Annotated in this window: 17 protein-coding genes; 8 read left to right on the top strand and 9 right to left on the bottom strand. The window is 64.9% G+C overall.

The window, feature by feature from the left end; translation table 11 throughout:
- Positions 1–61: 61 nt before the first annotated feature.
- The 5 genes from AC3A56_RS13695 to AC3A56_RS13715 form a co-directional block, all read right to left on the bottom strand.
- Positions 62–2,935 carry a CshA/CshB family fibrillar adhesin-related protein gene (locus tag AC3A56_RS13695; protein ID WP_487770688.1) on the bottom strand — a complete coding sequence of 958 codons (2,874 nt, stop codon included), beginning with the start codon at positions 2,933–2,935 and terminating at the stop codon, positions 62–64.
- Positions 2,932–8,709 (bottom strand): hypothetical protein, encoded by a 5,778-nt coding sequence (locus AC3A56_RS13700; protein WP_487770689.1) that lies wholly within the window; start codon positions 8,707–8,709, stop codon positions 2,932–2,934. Before AC3A56_RS13700 ends, AC3A56_RS13695 begins: the two co-directional genes overlap by 4 nt.
- A 129-nt stretch (positions 8,710–8,838) precedes the next feature.
- Positions 8,839–10,020: a hypothetical protein gene (locus tag AC3A56_RS13705; protein ID WP_487770690.1), complete on the bottom strand. Its 1,182-nt coding sequence runs from the start codon at positions 10,018–10,020 to the stop codon at positions 8,839–8,841.
- Between the two features lie 343 nt (positions 10,021–10,363).
- Positions 10,364–10,858: a hypothetical protein gene (locus tag AC3A56_RS13710; protein ID WP_487770691.1), complete on the bottom strand. Its 495-nt coding sequence runs from the start codon at positions 10,856–10,858 to the stop codon at positions 10,364–10,366.
- Between the two features lie 10 nt (positions 10,859–10,868).
- Positions 10,869–11,783 (bottom strand): hypothetical protein, encoded by a 915-nt coding sequence (locus AC3A56_RS13715; RefSeq protein WP_487770692.1) that lies wholly within the window; start codon positions 11,781–11,783, stop codon positions 10,869–10,871.
- A gap of 1,022 nt (positions 11,784–12,805) precedes the next feature.
- Here AC3A56_RS13715 and AC3A56_RS13720 point away from each other — a divergent pair.
- A complete protein-coding gene (locus tag AC3A56_RS13720) occupies positions 12,806–13,291 on the top strand; it encodes a spore coat protein U domain-containing protein (RefSeq protein ID WP_487770749.1) in 486 nt (161 codons plus the stop codon).
- A gap of 105 nt (positions 13,292–13,396) precedes the next feature.
- On the opposite strand, the gene AC3A56_RS13725 is transcribed toward AC3A56_RS13720, so the two are convergent.
- The 4 genes from AC3A56_RS13725 to AC3A56_RS13740 all read right to left on the bottom strand — a co-directional run bounded on the left by AC3A56_RS13725 (position 13,397) and on the right by AC3A56_RS13740 (position 18,004).
- Complete coding sequence (locus AC3A56_RS13725; RefSeq protein WP_487770693.1) at positions 13,397–14,383, bottom strand: Csu type fimbrial protein; 987 nt, start codon at positions 14,381–14,383, stop codon at positions 13,397–13,399.
- Positions 14,380–16,620: a fimbria/pilus outer membrane usher protein gene (locus AC3A56_RS13730; protein ID WP_487770694.1), complete on the bottom strand. Its 2,241-nt coding sequence runs from the start codon at positions 16,618–16,620 to the stop codon at positions 14,380–14,382. Before AC3A56_RS13730 ends, AC3A56_RS13725 begins: the two co-directional genes overlap by 4 nt.
- Positions 16,621–16,738: 118 nt before the next feature.
- Positions 16,739–17,482: a fimbrial biogenesis chaperone gene (locus tag AC3A56_RS13735; protein WP_487770695.1), complete on the bottom strand. Its 744-nt coding sequence runs from the start codon at positions 17,480–17,482 to the stop codon at positions 16,739–16,741.
- 9 nt (positions 17,483–17,491) lie between these two features.
- Positions 17,492–18,004 carry a Csu type fimbrial protein gene (locus tag AC3A56_RS13740; protein WP_487770696.1) on the bottom strand — a complete coding sequence of 171 codons (513 nt, stop codon included), beginning with the start codon at positions 18,002–18,004 and terminating at the stop codon, positions 17,492–17,494.
- A 353-nt stretch (positions 18,005–18,357) separates the two neighbouring features.
- On the opposite strand from AC3A56_RS13740, the gene AC3A56_RS13745 reads away from it, so the two are divergent.
- Genes AC3A56_RS13745 through AC3A56_RS13775 form a run of 7 tightly spaced genes read left to right on the top strand, consistent with a single transcriptional unit; the run spans position 18,358 to position 24,048 of the window.
- Positions 18,358–19,275, top strand: a complete 918-nt coding sequence (locus tag AC3A56_RS13745; RefSeq protein ID WP_487770697.1) for an alpha/beta fold hydrolase — start codon at positions 18,358–18,360, stop codon at positions 19,273–19,275.
- 9 nt (positions 19,276–19,284) lie between these two features.
- Positions 19,285–19,905 (top strand): hypothetical protein, encoded by a 621-nt coding sequence (locus AC3A56_RS13750; RefSeq protein WP_487770698.1) that lies wholly within the window; start codon positions 19,285–19,287, stop codon positions 19,903–19,905.
- Between the two features lie 43 nt (positions 19,906–19,948).
- The gene (locus AC3A56_RS13755) at positions 19,949–20,359 is read left to right on the top strand and encodes a hypothetical protein (RefSeq protein WP_487770699.1); all 411 of its coding nucleotides are present in this window, start codon (positions 19,949–19,951) and stop codon (positions 20,357–20,359) included.
- On the top strand, positions 20,352–20,546 hold the full coding sequence (locus tag AC3A56_RS13760) for a helix-turn-helix transcriptional regulator (RefSeq protein WP_007806678.1): 195 nt from the start codon (positions 20,352–20,354) through the stop codon (positions 20,544–20,546). Before AC3A56_RS13755 ends, AC3A56_RS13760 begins: the two co-directional genes overlap by 8 nt.
- 9 nt (positions 20,547–20,555) lie before the next feature.
- Positions 20,556–22,115, top strand: a complete 1,560-nt coding sequence (locus tag AC3A56_RS13765) for an alpha/beta hydrolase (protein WP_056768182.1) — start codon at positions 20,556–20,558, stop codon at positions 22,113–22,115.
- The gene (locus AC3A56_RS13770) at positions 22,112–22,846 is read left to right on the top strand and encodes an ABC transporter ATP-binding protein (protein ID WP_056717994.1); all 735 of its coding nucleotides are present in this window, start codon (positions 22,112–22,114) and stop codon (positions 22,844–22,846) included. The genes AC3A56_RS13765 and AC3A56_RS13770 overlap by 4 nt, the downstream gene beginning before the upstream one ends.
- Positions 22,843–24,048: an ABC transporter permease gene (locus AC3A56_RS13775; protein WP_487770700.1), complete on the top strand. Its 1,206-nt coding sequence runs from the start codon at positions 22,843–22,845 to the stop codon at positions 24,046–24,048. Before AC3A56_RS13770 ends, AC3A56_RS13775 begins: the two co-directional genes overlap by 4 nt.
- Positions 24,049–24,053: the final 5 nt, after the last annotated feature.

Here is a 24,053-nt window from a genome sequence, read left to right on the forward strand (position 1 = left end):
TGGCGACGAGCGCGAAGCTCACGCTTCACGCTTGGACGGTTCAGTCGTGCGCGCGCTGTTGCTACAGAATGATCACGCGGAACGTCACCGAGAAGTTCGGCGCGGTCGCACCGCTCTTGCCGGCCATGATGCCCTGCGGGGCGATCTTCAACGCCTTCACGTTGGCATCGGCACCGCTGCCGTCGTTGGCTGGGGTGTAAGTCCATGGCCCTGCGCTGCCCACACTGGAGTAGCTCACGTTGGCTGGCGCAAGCGTCAGGCCGCTGATAGGCGTGCCGTCGGCGAAGGCGACACTGCCCAGCACGAACTTGGTGTTCGCCGGCAGCGGGTCGGTGATCACCAGGCTGTTGTTGTCCGCAGGACCCACGCCGTTGTTGCTGACGTTGATGGTGTATTGCACTGCCGCGCCAGGAAAGGAGTGCATCGCCTTGCCCGCGGGTACGGAACAACTGGCGGGATTGCCGGCTGTGGTGCAGTAGGTGGGATCAGTCGCCACGGTGACTGATTTCATCACCAGCAGATTGGGTTGCGGGAACGCGACGTCGAACATCGCTGCCGCCGTGTGCTTCACCGTGCCCTCGGTGCCTTCGTAGCCAGTTACCTGCGCAAGCCAAGAACCCACTTTGATGTTGGCTGGCAACGTGTAGGCGTACTCATAGGTACGTGTTGCCGCGCCGCTGGAGTTGAGCGGCTCTGTCATGGCTGACGGAGTCAGCACAACCGTATTAGAGGAGTCTGTTAGCGTGATTGTGGCCTGGGTTACGTCGTAGCTGCCGAACGGATCGCTGATCACTGCGCGTACATAAACAGTATCGCCCGGTGCATAGGATGCTTTGGTGGTAGTGGCGCCGTAAGCGGCCGAGTAGATCTTGACGCTATCGACGTTGATGACGGTGGGTGTGTCGAACGACACTGTACTGCGATTGACGCCGGTGAGCTGTTCGACGTCAATATTGACGGTACCGCCAAGGAGATCGCTCCCTGAGTTGTTCAGTATCCGCAACGAAAGAACATCCCCCGTAGCCAAGTTCCCTCTACCGTCATTCGGTACCGTGACGGTGAAGGAGCGCAACGTCCAAGCGGTGCTACTGAAAGTCTGAGGAGTGCTGGTGCCGATCAAGGTGTTGTTCTTATACAGTTGAACGTACATCGAGCGGCTATTCTGAAGGAACGCACTACCGCTTTTACGAGTCATGAGAGATATGCTGACGGCGTCGGTTCCCGGCGTGAGTACCAAAGGCTTCTTGACGGCAGCAAGCAGCCAGTTGTCAGATCTGCCTCTCAAGATCGTAACGGGCGCGCCTCCTGCAAGTTGTGGCAAGCGGCTCATCGTGTTGTCGTCGTACAAATACAGGATCTTGGTGCCCGACGCGGGCTTTGAAACCTGTGTGGCTGACACCGTTACCGTAGGCGCAATCGGTGTTCCGCCGGTGCCTCCCGAGTTGGTCACGGTCGCGCTGTTGTCGATGGTGAACCCCGGAGCATCGCTGCCGGACACGGTGACGTCGTAGACGATGGTGACGCTGCCGTTGGCTGGCACGCTGATGCCGCTCACGCTGACCTTGCCGGTGCCGTTGGCCCCGCCGCTGCTGGTGCTGCCGTTGCTGCTGCCGACGGGCGTGCTGACAACGTTGAGACCGCCCACGCCGGCCGGAATGTCATCGCTGACGCTGACCCCGCTGGCCACGGCGACGGTGTTGTTGATCAGGGTGATCGTGTAACGCAGCGTGTCGCCGGGGTTGGTGTCGCCGCCGTTGGTGTCCAGCACGGTCTTGGTCGAGGTGGACAGATCCGAGCGGATGACGGTGGCGACGTCGGTGCTGCTGTTGTTGGCCTTGCTGTAATCGCCCAGTGTGGCAACGGTTGCCGTGTTGCTGATGCTGGCCGGCGCATTGCCGGCCACAGCCACGTTCAGCGTGATCGCCGGCAGGTCGCCGCCGGCAGCCACCGTGCTGGGGTTGCTGCAGGTCACGACCTGGCCGGCGGCGCCGCAGGTCCAGCCAGTGCCGCTGGCGGAAACGTAGCTGAGCCCGGTGGGCAGCGTGTCGGTGACGGTGGTGGTGCCGGAGGTGGCGTAGGCACTGTAATTGTGCACCGCGAAGTTGTAGCTGCCGTTCACACCGGTGGCGAAATTGCCGCTGTGGGACTTGGTGATGCCCAAGTCGGGACCGACGTATTTCACGCCGAAGAGTGCGCCCTGCAGGCCGCCGGCGGTCAACACGGCCCTGACCGTACTCGGGCTGCCTGCGCTGGCAAAGGCATAGCTGCCTACTGTTCCGGCAACGCCGGACTCCGTCACCGTGGCGGTTCCGACGCCACTCCGGCTCGGGTATATATTTGACGTGCCATAAGGGATGCTGGCGAGCAAGGTCCAGGGAGTGCCGCTGGTGTAGAAGCTGAGGCTCTCATTGTCATTGCTGGATTCGCCATCCGCCGCCACGAAGGCAAATGGGGCGGGACCACCGGAGGTGTCGACGTTGATGCCGGTGAGGTTGATGGTCACCGTGCTGCCATCGTTTGCCGTATAGAGCACGGGTTGGCCGGGAATACCCGAAAACGTCGAATTGTTGCCGAGCGCGGCACCCGACCACGACGGAACACCCACGGTGTTTGTCGCGGCGCTCGACTTCAGGTTGAAGCTCATCACGGCGCCGTTCGACAGCGTGACGACAAAGTCCTGGCCAGCGCTGTTGCGCGCCGCGCTGTCGCTGTAGCCGCTGAAGTCGATCCAGCAATAGGACTGATAATCGGCTGGCGCCGTACCGCGACTGGTTGCGGGGCCGCAGGTCGTGTTCGTGGCTGCGAGCGCCGGCAGGGTACCCAGGCAGCCTGCCATCAACAGCAGAAGCAGGACGCTCCAGCGGGCGAAATTCCCACGCAGCGTTCTCGTTGCGCACGTACGCATGGTCGTGGTCAATCGGAAAAACGGTGTCATCGGCTCATTCCTTCCGCCATGGCCCTCACCGTATCCTGATCGAACTTGAAGCGGAAGCGCAGGAACATGCCTTTCGCGGTGTAGTGCGCGGCGGTGAAGTCCTGGTCGTAGTAGCCCTTGAAGTTGTAGCCCACGCTGAGCCACATGTTGGTGCCGACGTCCCAGCCGGTTTCCAGGCCGAGGCTGCTGCTGGATACGCCGGAGCGGTACGAGTGCATGCGGCTGGCGATCACGCCCACGTCCCAGTGCTCGGACACGTCGTAGCGGAACTCGCTGCCGATCAGGTCGGTGTAGCCGGCGTAGCTGCCGCTGTCGAACTTGTAGCGCGCGTACTTCGAGCCGTAGTAGATCGACCACTGCGAATGGTCACCGCGGTAGTTGGCCTGCAGGTTGTTGACCAGCTTGGCGGTCTGCTGGTTGATGCCGAACGTGCCGGAGCTGCCCAGCGCGCCGGCCAGCTGTTGCGGGCTCTGCTGACTGGCGGCGATGCCGGTGCTGCCCTGCTGCAGGAACGGCGACACGGACAGGCCCTGCTGGTTGTTCCAGGTCAGGTCGAGTTGCTCCAGCAGCGACCAGCGACCGTCGTCCGGGCGGTGCGCGAAGCTGAAACGCAAGGTCGCATTGCTGGACTTGCCGCCAGGACTGAAGCGGCTGTCGAACGCCTGCAAGGTGCTGGAGAACGCGTTGCCGGCGGACAGGTCGCGGTAGAAACCACCGAACAGGCCGATCCGCCTTTCGCTGGTGGAACGCAGCGACTCGACGCGGCTGGTCCATGACCAGTCCTTCTGGCGCCAGGTGCTGCCGAGGAACATCGAGGTGAAGTCTTCGGTGGCCGAGCCGGCGATCGAGGGCGTGGCCGCATCGAGCGCGCCCGCCACCGGGACGGCCTGGCCATCGGTGGTGGTGCCGGTGGTCGGTGCATCCGGGCGATGCAGCGACTTCACCTGGTTCAGGCCGGCGCTGAGGGTCAGCGACTTGCTGACCTGCCAGCCCTGGGTGAGCCCGGAGGTGGAGAACGTGCGCGGACCGTATTCGGTCATCTGCTGGCCGATCGAGTTGGTCAGCTGGGCACGCTGCCACGGCGTGGCCCGCACGCCCAGTTCGGTCATGCGGCTGTACTGCTGCTGCGCACCGTCGTTGAACTGCTGGTTGACGAACAGGGTGGCCGCGTCGGTCATCTTGTAGTCGACGCCCAGCAGGGTGCTGGCCGGGTAGGCGGGGTCGTTGCCGGCGATGTTCTGGCTGGTGATGCCGTGCAGGGTCACCTTGTTGTCGAAGATGCCGGTGCTGCCGCCCAAGTAGACCTGGTCGGCGCTGCCGCTGCCATAGCTGCCCAAGCCGTTGCCGAGCTGACCATTGCCGAGGATGCCGCTGGTGACGCCACCGTTGCCGGCGTCGACCACCGTGGCGCCTGCCTGCGGATAGTCGTCGCTGACGTGGCGTACGCCCATCGTCAGCGCGTGGTTGCCGGACTGGTAGCGCACGCCCGCGTCGGCCACGGTGCGCGTGCTGGCCAGCTGCAGCGACTGCTCGCGATAGGCTTCCATCTGCAGCGACCAGTGCTTGTCCAGCAGGTAGCGTGCGTTGCCACCGAACTTGCGCGTGCCACCCTGGCCCAGCGACTGCTGGCCCAGGCCAAAACCCACGCCGAGCTGGCGCAGGTAGAGTTCGCTCTCCAGTCGCTTGCCGTGATTCTGCAGGGTCACCAGATAGGCCGTGCCGGAACCTTGCGCCGTGCCGGAGGTGCTGGCACCGGGCACGTTGTTGAAACCGGTCAGCAGGTTGGCGGTGCCGGCCGCCGACGAGGTGTGCGACACCTCGGCCTTCAGCTCGCTGGTGCTGGTCAGCTTCACCCGCAGGTCGGCGCCGCCCAGCCGGTTGCTGCCGGTATCGGCGCCCTCGTTGACCATGGTCACGCCCAGCTCCAGTCGGTCGCCGGCGGCCTTCACCGCGACGCGGCCGCCGGCGGTGATCGACTGGTCGCCGGCGCGCATCACCTCGTACTCGGCCACGATGTAGACCGGGTTCATGTTCTCGTCGAAGCTGGGCACCGGCTGCTTGAAGAACAGCGCGCCGCTGTAATAGTCCAGCGTGTAGTCGAGATAGCTGCTCAGCTGCTGCGTGCTGATCACGCGCTCGTTGTGGTAGCGGTCACGCGTCTCCAGGCGGATGCGCTCGGAGTTCAGCAGGATCTGCTGGCGCGCCAGGTGGTACAGGCCCGAGGTGCCGTTGCCCTGGATCTCGTCGTGCACATAGGACTGCGCGTTGCGCGCGGCGAACGCGGTGTAGCCAAGGTGCCTGCTTTCGTAGGCGCTCTGCACGCCGTTGAAGCGGCGGTCGTAACGCGACAGCTCGGTGACGTTGAGGTTGGTGTCGAAGTCGCCGAACATCGCGTAGAACTGGCCGCGTTCGATCTTCAGGTACAGCTTGCTGGCGCTGGACGCGTCGTAGCCCTGCTCGGCAGCGTCGCCGTACAGCATGAAGTACTGGTTCGGATCGACGCTCTGCTGGAGGCCGTTGAGCGTGGCGCGATCGGCGCCGCTGGCCTTGGCCGAATCGTAGGCGGCGGTCAGCAGGTACTGGCCCTTGATCATGCCCTTGGCGTACAGCGCGATGCGGCCGTCCTGGAACAGGTCGCGGTTCGGATCGTTGCCTGGCACGTTCTCGATATGGCCGCGGATGCCGTTGAACGCGGCGGTGCCGTTGGCCACGCCGACCAGGATCCAGTCGCGCTTGCCCGGCTGCATCCACGCGCGCAGGTCCTGACGGGTGTCGTTCTGCAGCGGAATGCTCACCATGACCTGGCCCGACACGGTGGTCGGGGCCAGTTCCAGATACGCGATGCCGTCATCGGCGACGGTGTACTTCGGTTCGCGCGGGGCGATCGCCAGCAGCTGGTTGTCCTGCAATTCCTGCTGGCTCTGGTACGGCTGGTAGGGCGATTGCAGCGTGTAACGGCCGGTCATGCCGCGACGCACCGGATAACCCCAGCGGTCGTACACGCGGATGGCCACGCGCGGGCGGCTCCTGCCGTTGGCGACCAGGCTGGATTTTTCCGGCGCCAGCTCGGCGCGCACCGGCACGCCGGAGTAGTGCACGCGGTGCTCCATGCTTTGCACCACCTTGTCGCCTTCCATGATGTCCGCGAGCAGGATGTTGTCGCCTTCCACCAGCGGCACGCCCAGCCATTCGCTGGCGGCGACGGTATGGCCGGCGTTGAGCTTGGTGCCGGAGAAGTTGCGCGACGACACCGGCGTGCCGTTCACCGACAGGCGCACCTGCTGCTTCGGGCCATGCCTGACCGCCACCTTGATGCTGGGTACGGACGGCGAATAGCTGCTGTCGGGCCAGATGAATCCGGCCTGCGATCCGGCGCTTTCCACTTGCTGCATGTTCAACTGGAAGTGGTCGGCCAGCGCGTCACCCTCCGCGCTTTTGTCGTCCTGCATGGTCTGCGTCGTCGCGGCTTTCGCTGCGGACGGGGCCAGGCCCAGCGTGGCGACCTGCTGCCGGTCGGAGCGGGCGGCGCCGCGCGCCGGGAGCGTCACCGAGGCCGGCGGCGTGTGCTGGTGGGCGGCCCCGGGCGTGTCGAAATTGATCAGTGCCTGGGTGACCCGCGTGGTGCCGGCATCGGCCTTCGACTGCAGATCGAAGCTCAACTTGCCCTGCCATCCGGCGGCACGGTCGCCGAGGCGGAATACCAGGGCGCCGTCCATCACGTCGGGCGCAGCGAACGCCTGACCGTCGAGCCGGGCCGATCCATCGACGTAATGCGCGCCGGCCGGCACCAGCACGGTGGCGCTCAGCTTGCTCACCGGCACCTGCGCGACCGCCAGCGTCAGCGTGTTGTGGATCAGCGCGCCGTCAGCCTGCTGTGCCAGCTGCACGGCGACATGGCCGCTCGGCGGCGGCAGCCGGCGCACGTGGAAATCGGCGCGCCACAGCGCGCCACCATGCAGCTCGACGAACTGCGAATAGCTGCGCCCGGCGAAGCGCGTATTGCGCTCGCAGTCATCGGTCGCGTAACCCTGCGGCAGGCTGTCGGTGTCGAGCTGCACCACGTGGGTGCCGTTCTTCACCGCCTGGAAGTGGAAGCGGCCATCCTTGTCGGAGACCACGTAGCTGCCGTCTTCCATCAGCACGCGCACGCCGGCCAGGCCTTCGTGCGAATCGCAGCCGACCAGCACGCGACCGATCACGGTGTTCACGTCCTGCATCAATTCGTTGCGGATCTCCACCTGGGCGGTGGCGATGTTCGAGGCGATGCCACCATCGGCAAGGCCTTGCGCGCGGTTGATCGATGCGCCCAGCGGCGTGGCGGCGGTGACTTCGGTGACATAGGTCAGCTGCAGCCGGCTGGACTTGTCGATGTTGCCCAGGTCGAATTGCAGCTGCTGGCCGTTCGTGGCGATCCGCGGGTCGGCGGCCTTGCCCGTCCCAATGCGCGCCGATCCCTTCACGTAGCGGAAGCCCTGCGGCAAGGTGTCGACCAGACGCACAGCCTGCGCAACGCCCACCTTGTCGCTGTTCTCCACCGCCACGGTGAACTGGATCATGTCGCCTACAGCAGCGACATTCACCGAGGCGGTCTTCTGCACGAACAGGCTGCTGGAAACCGGGTCCAGCGGAATGTCGAAGCCGATCGGCTGCGCGCTGGCCAGGGTGAAGGTCTGTTCGAACGAGGCCGGGCCCAGCACGTACGGAGCGCCGGCCAGCTGCTGCAGGGCGGCCTGGGTGGCCGTCGACGCGTAGCGATAGCCGGCCGGCGGCACCACCTGCAGGCGGTAGCGACCCGCGGGCACCTGCGGCAGCAGGAACGCGCCGGCGGAGGCGCTGTAGGTGGCACCGGAGCTGTCGGTGACACTCTGTCCCGAGGTCACGCTCGACGGGAAGCTGCTGACGCCGTCGCGACCGGTGACATGGGCCACGGCGACGCCGGTGTCCGCGTCGACCAGGGTGATCTTCGCGCCATTGATGCGCGCGCCGGTGGTGGCGTCGAACACCACGTTGTACGGGCTCACCAGCGCCTGCGTGGCAGCCGTGTCGCTGGCGTCGGCGATGTCGGTGTAGTGCAGCTCCAGATGCTGGTTCGGCTGCAGGCTCAGTGCGCAGGCGATGCCGGCGTCGCTGCTGCTGGGCACGTAACCGGTGAAGATGCCGCTGTCCGGGCCATTCTCGGTCAGGCGCACGGTCACCGACTGGCTGCTGCCGGCGACCGCTACGGTGGCCAGGATCGTTTCGCGCGCCAGCGGGTTGAGGTTCTGGTCGTGGTCGGTGATCTGCACGAACACCGGGTCGCCCGGGTAATACATCTGCGCCGGGCCCAGCGGCTGCGCGCTGTTCGGGTCCAGCTTGGTGCCCTGCGCCGACAACGGTGCCGGCAGGGCGTTGAACGTGGCGCCGCCATCGCGGCTGCACTGGGTCGGGCCGATCAGTGCGCTGGTGGAACCCTGTGCGTAGGTCAGGAACACCGCGCTCGACGGCGTGCGCACGCCGGTCACCGGCGTGGCCTGGGCGGTGGTCAGTGAAAACGTGGGTGCTTCGTTCAGTCCGGCGGAGCCTACCGGGCCCTGCCAGGTGAGCGTCGCCTGGTTGTTGATGATGGTGCCCGGTGGCGTGGGCGTGGCCGCCCACGCTACCGGCAGTGCCGACAGGGCGAGGCCGGCCAGCAGCCACGCCTTGCCAAAACGTCCTGCCCGGTCCTTGCGGGGGGAAGAGGCTTTGGCAAGGCGGGTCGATGCGGAAACTTCGTGCATCAACCGCGACTTGTCCATGCATTCATCGTGCGTACCTGCGTGCTGCAGGCACAGAAGCGCGTCGCGCGCGGGTCGTTGCCGACCCGTGCGCGAGCGCAGTCCTGAAATCCTGAGCAGAGTGTGGAACACGGTGCGATCAGTCCGCCGTCAGTTGATGGTGACGTTGAACGTGATCGTCGCGGTGTTGCCCGGTGCCAGCGTGATGTTGCCGACCGATACGGTCGAACTGCTGTATCCGCAGGTCACTGGCGTATAGATTCCAGTGGCGGTCAGCGTGGTACCGCTGTCTGCGCAGGTGCCGCTTGCATTGCCAGTGCCGGTGCTGGCTACGGCAAGAGAGTTGGGGCTCCAGGTCACATTGGTCAGCATCGACGACAGGCTGTCGTTGATCGCGATGGAGGACGCGTTCGCGCTGGCGCTCGAAGCGTTGGCCACCGTGATCGTGTACTGCATGACCGCACCAGGAATGGCATGGGGAATCGTCGTACCGGTCGGATCACTGATCACCTTGGACGTCTTGGTGATGGTCAGGCTGGCTGACTTGACGAGGTAAGCGTTCTGAGCCGAGGCCTTGCCATCCAATGTGCCATCATCGCTGCCCGCCGCGTCGGCAAAGATCAGCTGCATGGTGCCCGGCGTCCACGCGGCCGTACGGTCGTCCGTCGTGATATCGGTACCCGGTGCGGTGGCGTAGTTGGCATCGGCACCAGCCTTTGCTACCTGCGCGACCAATGCCATCACGGCGCTGTCGCCGTTCAGTTGTGCCAGCGGAATGCTGGACACCACGAACACGTACCGTGAAGCGCCAGGTGCCAGCTGCGAGATGGCCGACGCCGTGTCGTTGGTGGCGTTGTATGTGCCCGTGTTGTTGGCCGATACGCGGATCTGCACTCCCGTCGTATCGAAGTTGTCGGCCGGCTGGCTCGCGAACGGGTTGGTGGTGCCGGTAGCCTTGGCCAGCGTCGTGAAGCTCACGCCCTGGGTGCTGTTGCCGGTGTTGGTGACCTGGTAAGCCAGCACGGTACCGGCTTGGCCCGGCGTCACGTTGACGATCGAGCCATCCACCTTGGTGACGGTAAGCACGAGCTTCGCATCGACCACAAAGGTCGTGGCGGTGCCATTGCCAACGCCCGGCGTGGAATTGCCGGTGGGCGAACTCTCGACCTGCGTCTGCGCAACGGCGCCGACGTTGTAGCTTACGGTCGCCTTGTTGGAGATCGACGTATTTGCCGGAGTATTCGTGGCAGCATTCGCCGCCATCGATCCCAGCCCAAGCAGCGCGCCGACCATCAAGGTCGATGCGAGCCTGGCTCGATTGAGATGTTTCATGAGTGTTTCCTCTGTAAAGGTTTTTCAGGACTGTTGATCCGCTGGCCATGTGGATCGGTGTCGCCATGCCTGGCTGGCCGTGTTGCCGGGACGTCGGTTCTTGCGCCGTTGGCCCGTGTCGCTTGCGTGTTTTCGGCACGCACTTCCCTCTGCGGCCAGACACGTCGTGCCTGGCCGGCATCTACCTAGCAGTGCGTGAACACCCCGAGCCGTGCGGGCTTGCCCCGCCGGCGGTTACGTCACAACGCCATGCTCCCCGAGTAACCGGGCCTGCTCGGCCCGGTCAGCAAAACCTGTGAACTGATCCTTCTGTCATGTCATTGCTGTGCTGCAGAACCCCGAGTTACTGCAGCACCGCACGAAAACTCACCGAACCCTTCGCGCCAGGCGCGACCTTGCCGTTCACCACCCAGCGGATGTGGGTGCAATCCTTCTCGGTGGCCGGGCGCATGCTGCCGTCGGCGTTCTTCACCGACAGCTGCGCCAGCGTGCCGGCCCACGTCTTGCCGCCATCGGCCGAGTAGCTGATGGTGGTGTTCGCGCCGGTCGCCGAGTCCGCGACGTAATCCATGTGTGCAGGCACCGGGTTGTTGATCACCACGTCGTCCGCCGGCTTCGCGCCGACGTTGTGGTAGTTGATGGTGTAGGTGACTTCGGTGCCGGGAACCACGCGTGCAGCCGGCACCATTTCGGTGTGCTTGCTGCCGTCCTTTTCCACGGTGACTTTCTGCTGCGTGGCCACCGACTGCAGCTCGATGCTGCCCTTGGCCGGTGCTGCCTGCAGCGCAAACGCGGCAAGCAGGCCAAGCGCAAGAAGGGGGATGCGGATCGATTTCATGTTCGTGACCTCAATTGATCGTGACTTCGAAAGTGATGGTGTGCGGATTGGCCGTCCCGGGCATGTTGCCCAGCCGGACCGCGATGGCGTTGGCCGTGGTGACGTTGTAGTCGCCGGCGTCGCCGTCGGTGTTGCCGTCACCGAGGGCGACGCCATCCAGGGTCAGGCTGCCCGGGTCGTAGGTGGTGTGTTCGGGGATCGGATTGGTGACGATCAGGTTGCGGCCGGCGGCGCTGCCGCCGTTGCCGGTGACCGTCATCGTGTAGACGATGCGTGAGCCGGAGGTCGCTACGCTGCCGCCGGACCTGTCCGTCACCCGCTGGGTCGAGGTGAACTGGTAGCCGACGCTGCTGGCCTGGTAGGTGCCGTCGGATGACGAGCGGCCATGGCTCATGCCGACCACCACGTTGTTCATGCCGGGTGTGCCCGTTGCTGCCCTGGAGTTGCCTGGCGTTCCGCTGAGGATGTTCGAGGTGGCGGTCAGCCTGACCTTGGCGAGGCTGGCGTCATTCGCCGTGGCGGGCAGCGCGCAGAGGGCGAACACATCGATGTAGCTGCCGGCGGCGAGAACCGGGTCGTTGTTGCCCGGCACGTATTCCGGGTCGCTGCCGGAATAGCTGCCGTTGCGATCCTGGTCGATGAAGAGCCTGCACTGGTCGACCGCGAATCCGGTGCCGCTGGCGGGCAGGGCGGTCGGCGCCAGCTTGTAGTTGTCATTCCCGTTGCCGGTATTGGTCAGCCGGAACAGCAGGGTCTGGTTGACCGATCCGGCCGCCGCCTGCACCGGCTTGGCATCCTGCCAGGTCGTCGTCACGTCGATCAGCTGATCGACCACGAAGCTCGCGCTGGCCGTGCCGGTAAGCGTGGCGCCGCCCTGCACATAGCTCACCGTCACCGTGTTGTTCACCTGCGTGCCGGCCGCCACGCCAGCCGCCGATGCCGTGGCAGCGAATGTCGATCCGAGCAGGAGCAGGGCAGCGAGCAACCATGCCCTGGCATGGCCGGCAAAGCGGACACACAGGCTCGCCAGGGACGCTGTGTCCCGGCAATCGGCCCTGTGATGTCCCGCTTGCTTCATGATGAAAAACTCCCGACAAGCCTGTTCTTGAGAGGTGGCGCGTAGGCAAAAGCAAACTACGTGCCAAATTCTTGAAACTTCTGATGCCCTGTTTCGACGGGTTCCTCCCTTTTCCCGAGCGTTGTTGGACAGGCGCCGTTTGACGCCTTTTTTTGATATTTCATTACAAATTTTCCACAAACCGTGAACGAAACGAGCGAGTCATGAAATGAGGTTTGTGTCACAAAGGTGAAAAATGAGTCACCCGACCCTTGCACGTGGCGGGGCGGGCTTGGCCAAGGCCCTGAAACGGAGTGTCAGGACCCGACAAAGGTCGGTGGGTGTCGTGAATGTCGGTACTGCGCAGGAGTGGTTCCGGACGCGACGCCTTGCCCAGGTGAATGAGGGTCACTCCATCTGCTGAAAGTGACTCGGGCCGCCACGCGATCGACGCGGCCACGTGCAATGGAAGCGGATGGCCGGCTGCGGCCAGCATGCCGATCAAGGCCTCACGCAACCGTGGAGCAACGGGGCGCGTCAATGCCGCGGCGGAATTCGTTGCCATTGGGGGCGGGGCGTCCGGGCGCTGACTGCCTCTGGCATGAACTTCGGGCCGGGATTGGACTCCTTGCGGGTTTCACGCCGTCCTAAGACGTGACCCTGCATCATCCCTCGCCCGTTCTGGCCAGAAATGCGTGGTCTGTCTGGCAGATGGCGCGGGCGATGGTCACGAACAGTTCGCTTGAACCCTGAGGCTCTGCTCTGGATTCCGTAACCGCTTGGCCGCCCCGGAGCAACGGGGTACTGCGAGGTGCAGCATGAGGTGGTCGATCAGTTCACCGCTGCTCATGATTTGCGCAACGCGAATACCTGGAGCTCGCTCAACGGTCATGGTGGGCGGGGCCGGGGGTTCGGGCGGCGACATCGCCATCACGGCTCTCCGCTTCATCGCAGCCGCCCTGGTGCTCCTGCCTGCTCTGGCTGTTGCCCGCCAGTCTGCCGGTACCTTGCGGATATCCCTGACTGTCGTGGCCTCATGCAGCGTCCAGACCCGGCCACTTGTCTTTGCGCCCTATCGAACAGGCGGTCCGGCTGCGGGCACCGGTACCGCAGGGTCCATCGATGTGACCTGCAGCCAGGGTGTTCCGGCAGCCATCTATCTGGAAGGCGGTCGCACGTTGAGAGGGCCCGACGGGGCGGCCGTGAGATACGTGCTTGAGGCGAACGGCCAACCCTGGGCCGTTGGCGAAACGTTGCATGTAAGGGGACAGGGCGAGAAGGCAGTCCATCTGGTCATTTCCGGATCAGTGCCCCCTGGACAACGCGTTCCCCCGGGCGAGTATTCGGACGCGAAGGTGGTTCGAATCGTCTATTGAAATGCTGTCGAGCACTGCCCGTCGCAGGGGCGCCGCTGCCGCGGAGAGGCTCGGGAAGATCGTCCGTCGACTTCCGCATGCGGTTGCCGTGGTTCGGCCCGGAATTCAGTAGTTCACGATAACGGTGACGGTGTCCGTATAGGTATCGGGCTTGTAGTTGGCGTCGGGCGCCACGGCATATGCGCTCAATGATCCGGTACCGGTGGCGGCTACGCCGTTGCCCGCGCTGGTCGAGGTGGCGGTGTTGCCCCATATGGGTCCACTGGTGCTGCCGGAATGAAGTTGATACGGCACCTTGTCGCTATTGCTGCCGGTGCCACTCATCACTCCGGCACCGCCGGTGTTGCCGTTGGAGGGCGACAGGCCGACGTAATAGGCGGTGCTGGGCGGGCAGGTCACGCTGATGGTGTTCTGGCCGGCGATATTGGTGGCCGTGCTGGGCTGGCTGCCGAGGTCGATGTCGGTGGCGCTGACACTCACGGTGCACTGATTGGACACGGTTGCCTGCACAACGAGTTGCGGGGGCGTCACGGTCCCCGAGAATTGCTGCAGGCCGTTGCATAAAGCGGGCGGAGGATCGCCATTTTTATTGGCGCCATAAGACATCTGAAGGGTGGAGGTATACGAATACAGGCCCGGTGGCAGACTGGAAGGAATGGGAGGAATTTTCCCGAAAAGCGGCACATTGATGGATACGCTGTTGCCGGCAGCCAGTGTCAAAACCTGCACTACCGTGCTGGTGCTGGTCGACAGCGGTGTCGTGGCGGCAGCATCCGTATACAGACCGAACGGTAGCGCCCCGCCCGTACCAGGCGGAATCAGCTGCATCTGACGAGGGGATGCGCTGGTCTCCTGGAGACAAATGCGCAAGGTGTGGTCCTGGTTGCTCGTGCTGGTGCAGGTGACGCCACCGATGGCTTGGGTGGTGGGGCTTGCCGAGTTCGAGGGCAAGCTGATGGAGCCGAAATTGACCGTCTGGGTGTTGGCACTGCAGGTGATCGTTCCGTTGTCCGCATGCGCCGGAGCGGCCCACGACAGTCCGATGCCGATCAGCAGCAACGCGACACAGCAGCGAAACAGCGGCAGGTTCATGGTTGCTCCTCGCGACAGGTCAGCGGCCCGATCTGCGGGATGCCGTCACCCTGCTTGTGGTAGTCGAAGGTCACGTGGCAGGTATCTGCCGGAGTATCCACGTCCAGCACGTTGCGCACGTCGAGCGTGTCCAGATACACCACGCCGTCGAAGCCGAGCAGGGCCGGCGCATCGTGGTGTCCGCGCACCCGCACCGTACTGCCCACGGGCAGCGGCTTGCCCGCCGCGTCGACCAGAATGATCGAGGCGGCGCGGGTTGGCGTGATGCCGAAGCGCACCAGCGTTCCGGCGCGATCAGTCGGCGTGGTGATGGTGTTCACCCGGGTGATGCGCACGCCGGCCGGCAGATCCATTGGGTCGATGCTGAGCTTGTTGTTCTGATAGGCATTGAGCGGGGTGACCAGCAGGTGGCCGCTCCTGTCGGTGGTGCCGACAAGGTTGTTCTCCAGCTTCACCGGAACGTTCGGCACGCCATCCGTGGAGACGACCGCGAAGCCGCCATAGATCTGGCGTGCGGCGAACAAGCCGCCACCCATCAAGACCACCGAACCGTTGGCGCCGGCGTAGGTGTAGTGACTCCCGGCCATGTTGCTGATGCCGGCCTGCACTTGGCCGTAGCGGCCCAGGTAATCCAGTTCGGCCTGGCCGCCTTGCGTGCCCTCCCCCTGCTGCAGTTGCGCGCGCCAGCCGAAGCCGCCAGCGGTGGGAACGGACTGGGTGGCGTTCACCGTATAGAGGTTGCGGTCGCCGTCATGTTGCACGCCCGCACTCATATAAATGCGATCGTCCAGCGACAGGTTGAGACTCAGGAAGAAGCTGCGGTCGCGTCGTTGATCGAGGTTCTGGTTGACGTTGAGACTGAGCGTCATGCGGCGGCCTGCCGACTTGTACCAGTAGGCGCTGGCGTAGCGGGAGGCCTGCTGTTGCTGGTAGCGCAGATGCACGTAGTTGAGGCCGAAGCTGCCCAGATGATCGGTGCTGAAGCCCGCTTGGGCACTGGCGCTGAGCTCCGGCGGCGGACCGCCATACAACGAGGCGGTGTCACGATAGTCATCGTCGGCGCGCATGCCGTTGACACCAAAGTTGTAGCGGCTGCTGGTCCAGCTGTAGCCCAGGCTGTATTGCGATCCGCTCAAGCCTCGGCTCTGGCTGTGTGCCGCCGAAGCCGAAACCACGCCGACGCTGCCGAGCAGCCAGTTGCCGCCGGCGCCGGCATTGGTCAGGTCGCGGGTGACTTCGCCATGAAACTCGCCGGTGAAGTTGCTGCTGAAGCCGTGACGCCACGTTCCGCTGCTTGCCGGGTTGTCGTCGTAATCGAAAGAGGCCAGACCATAGTTCTCGCGCACCACGCCGAGTTCCGCCGACCAGTCGGACAGTCCTTTCTGCAGCAGGGTCGGCGTGTTGTACAGGGAGAAATCCAGTGTGGTGACCTGACCCAGTGCATTGGTCAGCATGACCTGGGCATTACCCGCGCCATTGATGCCCGGAACGGTGTTGAGCTGGAACGGGCCGGCCGGCACGTTGCCGCTGTACTGCTTCATGCCATTGACATACAGCTCCACCCGAGAGGGCAGGGTGGCCGAGCCCATGAACTCGGGCAGCGGTATGGTGACGCGGTAAGGCTGCAGCGAGAAATTGGTGCCGATCTGCACGCCGCCCATGCGCATGCTGCGGGACCACGAGGTGGTCGCGGTGAGCGTATCGCCAATGCGCAGGGTCAGCATCTCTTCTGGAAACGATGTGCTCCAGCTGGTGTCCAGTCGTACCGACCTGTTGTTCCATGCGTCGCCAGCGCGGCTCGCCTGCGACAGGGAGGTGGAGCTCAGCACGCCGGTGCCGTTGAAGGCGCGCAATTCGGTGAACGCATTCAGGCTGCCGTTGCCGTGCCCACCTCGCGTGCCATAAAGGTCGTAATTGAGCAGCAAGCCGGGCGAGGCGCCGGCTTTCCGGGGCGCGGTCGTCCAGGTGTCCAGGATGTGAGTGGGCAGCTTCAACAGGCTCAACGGCGCAATGATGACAACGCTTTGCCGCTCCTGATCGAAGCTGACTTGCACGCCATGCAGGCTGTCCAGGCGTATCGGGTCGGCCGTGTGTTCCGGCAGCACGAAGCCGAGCTGGCGCAGAGTCGCCTTCGTCGCCCACAACTTTCCGTCACGCTGGCCAAAGTGGGCCAGGCCGCTACTGCTGCCGTTGACGGTAACGTCAAGATACAGGTCGGTGCCGCCGAAAGCGGCCATCGAGTCTGCTACATCCAGGGTCAATGCCGGACTCGCGCCGAAGGCAGCGCTGCCTGCTGCAGCCGCGGGGCCGTCCGCGGCATGGGCCGAGGATGCAAGCAGTCCCAGCAGCAAAACCTCAGTGAGCGCGGACGGCCAACGACAGCTTTTGCGTGGCCTTGGCGCCATTGATCATCACCTCGAAAGTGCCATTGCCGGCAAAAGCTGCCGCAGACTGCTTCAGTGTCCAGTGCATCGTGGCGCCCGGCAGCACGTACCCCAGTAGCCCGCCGGAAATCTCGGTGCGATGGCCCCGGTCGTCCACGTAACTGACCTGGGCAAGCTGGGCGTGGCCCGTTCCGCTGTTGGACACCTGCAACACGGCGCGGTCACCGTCGCGCTGCATGCTCCATTGCAACTGCGGGGCCACTGCTTCCGTACCCACGGGTTCCACAAACACCGGGACCGAGTAGTGCAGCACGAACTGCAACCCCTTCTTGCCCTGCGTATCGATCGGAAGTTCGTCGATCGATACGCGATAAGCGTCTTCCACGGCGCCCGCGCCACTGGGCGGTGCGCCGACACGGATCACTCGGACCAGTTGTTGATCGCCAATGCCGATCTGCAGCATCGGCGGGCTGATGATCAATCCCCGCGAGGGCGTGAGCTGTTCCTCGCCGCCCTGTTGCGTCCAGTGATACACCCGCACCTGCGCATGCACGATGCCGTCGCCGCTATTGCTCAGCCACAAGCCGTCGGCGCTTTGCCTGGCCTGCAATGTCAGCGAGACAGGCGACACCTGCAGGCCGCTGGCCAGCGTGGTCCCGCTAACCAGCGAGAGCGCGATGGCCAGGAAAGTCCGTGCATGCAGACGCGGCTTCATGTGCGGTGATCAGTAGTAAACGTGCACGGCGACTTCGTCGGAGTAGCTGTCGGGCGTGACATTGAGGGCCGCGGCCAGCACCTTCGCGTGCACCGTGTAGCTCTGGGTCTGATTGCCAACGAGGTCGGTGGTGCCGCCCAGCCGATTGGCCGTCGCGTCACCCCACGCAATGCTGTCACCTGCGTCCTGATAGAGCGCGTAGGCAACCGTGTCGCTGCTCAGGGTGCCGGCCATCGAACCGGTGCCGTCGGTATTGGTGCTCGAGGGCAGCAGGCCAATGGTGTAGGGCGTGTTCTTGGAGCACACCACGCTGATGTTGTCGGTGGCGTCGACGGTCTGGTCCGCGCCGGCGTCGGCGTTGACCTGGTTGAACGTGGCGTCGGTGGCGCTGACCGTGCAGGCGCTCTTGATCGTGAGGTTGACATGGAAGGTCGTCGAGGCCGGACTGGCCGCCATCGAGGATGAAGCAAAACCGCCGAAGGCAATCATGGCGGTGACAAGCAGGGTCTTCTTGAACAGCATGGTGATTCTCTCCAGGTGGTTTCGAGGGTTGCGAACGGACTTAAGCAAGTCACATGCCAGACTATGAATGTAAACGGTTACTACCGCTGCCCAGTGGCTCCGGGAGCCAGGTAAAATGGGACGTCGCAAGGGTTTGATGACGATTTGTAAGCTATCCCTGACAAAAATTGGCACTACAAAATGCCAACTTGGTCACTATTTCGTGGTGCGACAACCAGCTCTTTTCGGACCAGTGGCGGCTCGGCCAGCGTGTTGTTGATGATTGCTGTCAAGTTCGCTTGACATCATCCGTGCGGACTCTATAGGCTTGTGCTGTCAAGGTTGCTTGACATCATTTCCGAGGAGCTATCGCCATGAAAAAAGGATCGCGTCGCTGGATTTTCCCGGTGCTGGCACTGGCGCTGCTGACCGGAGCGCCGGTGGCGCTGGCGCAGTCACCGGCAGGTAGCACGGTCGGCACGCTGAAAGTCGAGCGTCACGGCGACCATGGTCGTGCGGTGATCCTGGTCCCCGGGCTGCAGGGTGGGCCGTGGGTGTGGCAGCGGATGATCGAGCAGTTGCAGAAGGATCACGTGGTGTACGCGGTGACGCTGGCGGGTTTTGATGGCGTGCCGGCGCCGGCTGACGGCGGCAACCTGTTCGATCGGGCGGATGCGTCGCTGGAGCAGTTGATCGAACAGCGGAAGATCGACAAGCCGGTGCTGATCGGCCACAGCCTGGGCGGCACGCTGGCGCTGCGCTTTGCCGGCGAGCATCCGGCACTGATCTCGGGTGTGGTGGCGGTGGATGGACTGCCGATTTTCCCCGGCATGGAGCGGGTGAGCGCGGAGCAGCGCAAGGCGATGGCGGCGCAGATGCAGCAGCAGATGGCGGCGGTGACGCCGGAGCAGTTCCAGGCGCAGTCGCTGGGCTACATGCAGAAGATCGGCGTGATCGATCCGCAGCTGGCCGCGCGCTACGCGCCGATGAATGCGCGCAGCGACATCAAGGCCAGCGCGCAGTACATGGCCGAGGATCTCGCCTTCGACGGACGCGCGGCGCTGAAGAACGCGAACGTGCCGATCCTGGAGATCTCGCCATACAACGCACCGGATTTCAGCCAGCCGCCGATGGCGATGAGCGAGGCGCAGAAGACGGCGTACTACCAGTCGCTGCTGGCCGATGCGCCGAAGGCGAAGGTGGTCTCGATCTCGCCGTCGAGGCACTTCGTGATGCTCGACCAGCCGGTGAGGTTTCAGCAGGCGCTGGACGTTTTCCTGAAGTCGCTTTGAGGCCACGTGATGACCCGTCTTTCGAACAAGAGCTACCAGTGGCAGACCCTGCTCAGCATGAGTGTCTACATCGTGCTGCTGTTGCTGGTATGGCCATTGGCACGCACGGTGGAGGGCTGGGCGGCCAAAGGCCTGCTGGCGTTGGCGCCGGTGCTGCCGATGCTCTACCTGTTCATGCTGATGGCCCGCCGTATCCGCGAGAGCGACGAACTGGAGCAGCGCATGCACCTGGTGGCGCTGGGCGTGGCCACGATGCTTACGGCAGCGCTCAGCCTGGTCGGCGGCTTTCTGGCGGCGGCGCACGTGCTCGCCATCGACGGATCGATCCTGATCTGGGTGTTCCCGCTGATGATGGCCAGTTACGGAATCACCCGGTCGCTGCTGGTCCGGCGCTATGGCGGCGACATGTTTGCCTGCGCCGGCGATTCGGGCATTCCCGGTTACGTGCGCGCCTTGCTGGCCGCCGTGCTGATGGCGGTGGTGGCCGCCTTTGCCTACATGAAGAACGACGATCAGTTGTGGGGCGTGTTCGCGGGGATGGCGGCGGCATTCATCGCTTTTGCCATGCTGCAGCTGGTCCGTCACCGTCGGCAGAAGGCGGCGCTGGCAGATGACCGGAGGCAGGGATGAGGCCCGTGTCGTCGACCACACCATCAACCGGGGGACATGACTGATGGCCATGCGCGAAGTGCACAAGCGCTACCTGCGCGAATTCCTGCCGGCCATGGCCGCGTATGTCGTACTGATCTTCCTTTCGGCGCTGGTATCGGCTCGGGTCGACAGTGTCACCTGGCGCGTCGTGCTGGCCCTGCTGCCCCTGTTGCCCATCCTGCTGGCCATCCGCGCGATGGTTCGCGTGGTTCGCGACCAGGATGAACTCGAGCGGCGCATCGACCTGGAGGCGTTCGCGATCTCCGCCATGGTCACCGGCTTCGGCTTCTTCAGCTTCGGCCTGCTGATGGGCGCCAATGTGGGCTGGTCGGTGTCGGGGCAGGTGGTCGCCATCTGGGTGATGCCGTGCCTGTTCGCCAGCTTCGGCATCGCCAAGCTGCTGGTGCTGTGGCGCTATCGCAGTCATGAATAACCATGTGCGTGAACTGCGCGGCGCGCAGGCCTGGTCGCAGGCCGACCTGGCCGAACGGCTGGATGTTTCGCGCCAAACCGTCAACGCCATCGAGACCGGCAAGTACGATCCGAGTTTGCCGCTGGCCTTCAAGATTGCCCGGCTGTTCGGGCAAACGATCGAATCCATTTTTGAACCTGGGGAGTGATACGTGAGCATGAAACCCGGAAAACGCATGGGCGTGATGGTCGCCGTCGCGGTGGCGATCATCTCGGCCAACCGCGTCGCCCATCATCGTGAGAAGGACCCGGCGCCACCTGCGCCGGCTTCGGCCTCGACTGCGGCTGTCGCACCCGCGCCGGCCGCCACCTGGAAACTCGGCAGCCTGACCCTGACTGCATGCGAGCTTGCCGCGCCGAACAGCGGCCTGAGCACGGCGGCCTGGTGCGCGGACTTCCCCGTGCCGGAAAACCGGGCCGATCCGCACAGCCGCACGATCAAGCTGAAGCTGGCCGTGCTGCGTTCGCGGGCGCAGGTGGCCAGTCCCGACATGCTGGCCTTTCTTGCCGGTGGCCCGGGACAGGCGGCCACCGATTCAGCGGGCCAGGTGGCGACGGTGCTGAAGCCGCTGCTGGCCCATCGCCACGTGCTGCTGCTCGACCAGCGTGGCACCGGCGGCTCCAACGCACTCAGCTGCAAGGAGTCCGCCGCCACGACCACGCCGGACGACAGCACCTTCGACGCCGACAAGCTGCGCGCAGCGGCGGCGCAGTGCCTGAAGCTGCTGGCCGGTCGTGCCGATCCGCGCTACTACACCACCACGATCGCGGCGCAGGATCTGGAGGACGTGCGCAAGGCCATCGGTTCGCCGCAGTTCGACCTGCTCGGGGTGTCGTACGGCACGCGGATGGCGCAGCAGTACCTGATGCGTTTTCCGCAGTCGGTGCGCAGCGTGGTGCTGGACAGCGCCGTGCCGAATTCGCTGGCCCTGGGCGAGGACTTCGCCCGCAACCTGGACGACGCGCTGAAGGCGCAGTTCGCCCGCTGCACCGCCGAGCCGGCCTGCAAGAAGCAGTTCGGCGATCCGGACCAGACCCTGTACCAGCTGCGCGACGCGTTGCGGGCCAATCCGCACCAGGTCAGTTTTCGCGATCCGCAGAACTACCAGACGGTAAAGCAGATGCTGGACGAGGACTCGCTGGCCAGCGTGGTGCGCATGTTCGCTTACACGCCGGCCACCGCCGCGCTGTTGCCGCTATCGATCGACGCGGCGGCGCATGGCGACGTGGGTCCGCTGCTGGGCCAGGCCAAGCTGCTATCCGGCGAACTGTCCGAGTTGATGGGCAGCGGCATGCAGTATTCGGTGATCTGCAGCGAGGACGCCGACCTGCTGGCCGTGCGCCCGCAGGATGCGCAGACCATCCTCGGCACGCGCATGGTCGACGCGCTGAAGGCGGTGTGTTCGGTGTGGCCGAAAGGCACGCGCCCGGCCGATTTTCACGCGCCGCTGAAGACCGACAAGCCGGTCCTGCTGCTGGCCGGCCAGTACGACCCGGTGACCCCGCCCCGCTACGCCGAGGAAGTGGCCAAGGGCCTGCCGAACGCGCGGGTGCTGACCCTCAAGGGCCAGGCGCACAGTGTCATGGCGACCGGCTGCACGCCGCAGCTGATCCAGCATTTCATCGAGAAGCTCGACCCGAAGACGCTGGACGCGAGTTGCCTGGACCGGTTGCAGCCGACGCCGATCTTCATCGACTTCAACGGAGCGACCCCATGATCGAGGTAAGGGATTTGCACAAGGCGTTCGGCGCGGTGAAGGCTGTCGACGGCGTCAGTTTCACTGCCCGCGACGGCGAGATCACCGGCCTGCTCGGCCCCAACGGCGCCGGCAAGACCACCACGCTGCGCATGCTGTACACGCTGATGGCGCCGGATCGTGGCCAGGTGCTGGTGGATGGCATCGATGCAGCGGCCGACCCGCTGGCCGTGCGTCGCCAGCTCGGCGTGCTGCCGGATGCGCGCGGGCTGTACAAGCGGCTCAGTGCGCGCGAGAACATCGACTACTTCGGCCGTCTGCACGGTCTGCCCGAAGAACTGCTGGCGAGCCGGCGCGAAGCCCTGGTCAAGGCGCTGGAGATGGGCGACATCGCCGACCGCCGCACCGAGGGTTTCTCCCAGGGCCAGCGGGTGAAGACCGCGATCGCCCGCGCGCTGGTGCACGACCCGCGCAACGTCATCCTCGACGAACCCACCAACGGCCTCGACGTGATGGCCACCCGTGCGCTGCGCCAGTTCATGACGCGGCTGAAAGAAGAGGGGCGTTGCGTGCTGTTTTCCAGCCACATCATGCAGGAGGTGGGCGCCTTGTGTGACCGCATCGTGGTGATCGCACACGGCCGCGTGGTGGCCGACGAAACGCCGGACGCGCTGCGCGCCCAAACCGGCGAGGACAACCTGGAGGATGCCTTCGTGAAGATCATCGGCAGCGAAGAGGGCCTCGCCGCATGAACGACATGTCCGCGAAAATCCGGCGCAGCAGCGCCTTCCTCACCGTGTTCCTGAAGGAGGTGAAGGAAAACCTGCGCGACCGCCGCACCCTGATGAGCGCCTTCCTCACCGGCCCGCTGCTGGGGCCGCTGCTGTTCGTGATGCTGATCAACCTCACCCTCAACCGCGAACTGGACAAGGCCGAGAAGCCGCTGCCGGTGCCGGTGCTGGGCGCCGGGTATGCGCCCAACCTGATCGATGCGCTGAAGGCCGGCGGCGTGGTGCCGGGCGCGGCGGTGGCCGATCCCGCGCAGACCGTTCGCAAGCAGGACGCCGACGTGGTGCTGCGCATTGCTCCTGATTACGGCAAGGCGTGGCGCAAGGGTGAGCCGGTGCAGGTGGAGCTGTTCTACGACTCCTCGCGGCGTGATGCGAACACGTCGGTGGAGCGGGTCAGCGACCTGGTCGAGAACTATGCGCGGCAACAGGGTGCGATGCGACTGGTCGCGCGCGGGATGTCGCCCAGCACCGCGTGGCCGCTGCAGGTGGCCAAGCGCGACCAGGCCACGCCGCAGTCGCGCGCGGTGCTGATGTTCGCGATGCTGCCGTACTTCTTCGTGATCACCATCTTCATGGGCGGCATGTACCTGGCGATCGACCTCACCGCCGGCGAGCGCGAGCGGCAATCGCTGGAACCGCTGTTCGCCAACCCGGTGGCGCGCTGGAAGATCCTGTGCGGCAAGCTGGCGGCGATCTGCGCGTTCTCCACCGCGAGCCTGCTGATCACCTTGCTGGGCTTCGCCGTGGTCGGCCGCTTCATCCCCGCCGAGAAGATCGGCATGGAGCTGGACCTTGGCCTGCACTTCGCCACCTACGTGCTGCTGCTGATGCTGCCGCTGGTGCTGCTGCTGTCCGCGCTGCAGTCACTGGTGGCGGCGTTTGCCAAGAGCTATCGCGAGGCGCAGACCTACATCTCGCTGCTGATGCTGGTGCCGATCATCCCCAGTGCGCTGCTGTCGTTCATGCCGATCAAGGCGCAGGCGTGGATGTACGCGATCCCGCTGCTGGGGCAGAACCTGGGCATCATGCAGTTGCTGCGCGGCGATGGTGTCACCGGCGAACAGCTCGGCCTGTGCCTGGCCGGCAGCCTGGCGGCGGCCCTGCTCGCGGTGCTGGTGACCGCGCAGCTGTATCGCTCCGAGAAGCTGGCGATCTCGGCCTGAGCCAG

This window comes from Rhodanobacter sp. Soil_C_14 (genome assembly GCF_057657335.1).

Excerpts from the sequence above, each read along its gene's own strand:
- AC3A56_RS13735 (WP_487770695.1), bottom strand. The coding sequence starts at position 17,482 with ATGAAGCCGCGTCTGCATGCACGGACTTTCCTGGCCATCGCGCTCTCG.
- AC3A56_RS13725 (WP_487770693.1), bottom strand. The coding sequence starts at position 14,383 with ATGAACCTGCCGCTGTTTCGCTGCTGTGTCGCGTTGCTGCTGATCGGC.
- AC3A56_RS13745 (WP_487770697.1), top strand. The coding sequence starts at position 18,358 with ATGAAAAAAGGATCGCGTCGCTGGATTTTCCCGGTGCTGGCACTGGCG.
- AC3A56_RS13705 (WP_487770690.1), bottom strand. The coding sequence starts at position 10,020 with ATGAAACATCTCAATCGAGCCAGGCTCGCATCGACCTTGATGGTCGGC.
- AC3A56_RS13765 (WP_056768182.1), top strand. The coding sequence starts at position 20,556 with ATGAAACCCGGAAAACGCATGGGCGTGATGGTCGCCGTCGCGGTGGCG.
- AC3A56_RS13760 (WP_007806678.1), top strand. The coding sequence starts at position 20,352 with ATGAATAACCATGTGCGTGAACTGCGCGGCGCGCAGGCCTGGTCGCAG.
- AC3A56_RS13695 (WP_487770688.1), bottom strand. The coding sequence starts at position 2,935 with ATGACACCGTTTTTCCGATTGACCACGACCATGCGTACGTGCGCAACG.
- AC3A56_RS13750 (WP_487770698.1), top strand. The coding sequence starts at position 19,285 with ATGACCCGTCTTTCGAACAAGAGCTACCAGTGGCAGACCCTGCTCAGC.
- AC3A56_RS13770 (WP_056717994.1), top strand. The coding sequence starts at position 22,112 with ATGATCGAGGTAAGGGATTTGCACAAGGCGTTCGGCGCGGTGAAGGCT.
- AC3A56_RS13755 (WP_487770699.1), top strand. The coding sequence starts at position 19,949 with ATGGCCATGCGCGAAGTGCACAAGCGCTACCTGCGCGAATTCCTGCCG.
- AC3A56_RS13730 (WP_487770694.1), bottom strand. The coding sequence starts at position 16,620 with ATGGCCGCTTTCGGCGGCACCGACCTGTATCTTGACGTTACCGTCAAC.
- AC3A56_RS13700 (WP_487770689.1), bottom strand. The coding sequence starts at position 8,709 with ATGGACAAGTCGCGGTTGATGCACGAAGTTTCCGCATCGACCCGCCTT.
- AC3A56_RS13740 (WP_487770696.1), bottom strand. The coding sequence starts at position 18,004 with ATGCTGTTCAAGAAGACCCTGCTTGTCACCGCCATGATTGCCTTCGGC.
- AC3A56_RS13710 (WP_487770691.1), bottom strand. The coding sequence starts at position 10,858 with ATGAAATCGATCCGCATCCCCCTTCTTGCGCTTGGCCTGCTTGCCGCG.
- AC3A56_RS13720 (WP_487770749.1), top strand. The coding sequence starts at position 12,806 with ATGGTGGGCGGGGCCGGGGGTTCGGGCGGCGACATCGCCATCACGGCT.
- AC3A56_RS13775 (WP_487770700.1), top strand. The coding sequence starts at position 22,843 with ATGAACGACATGTCCGCGAAAATCCGGCGCAGCAGCGCCTTCCTCACC.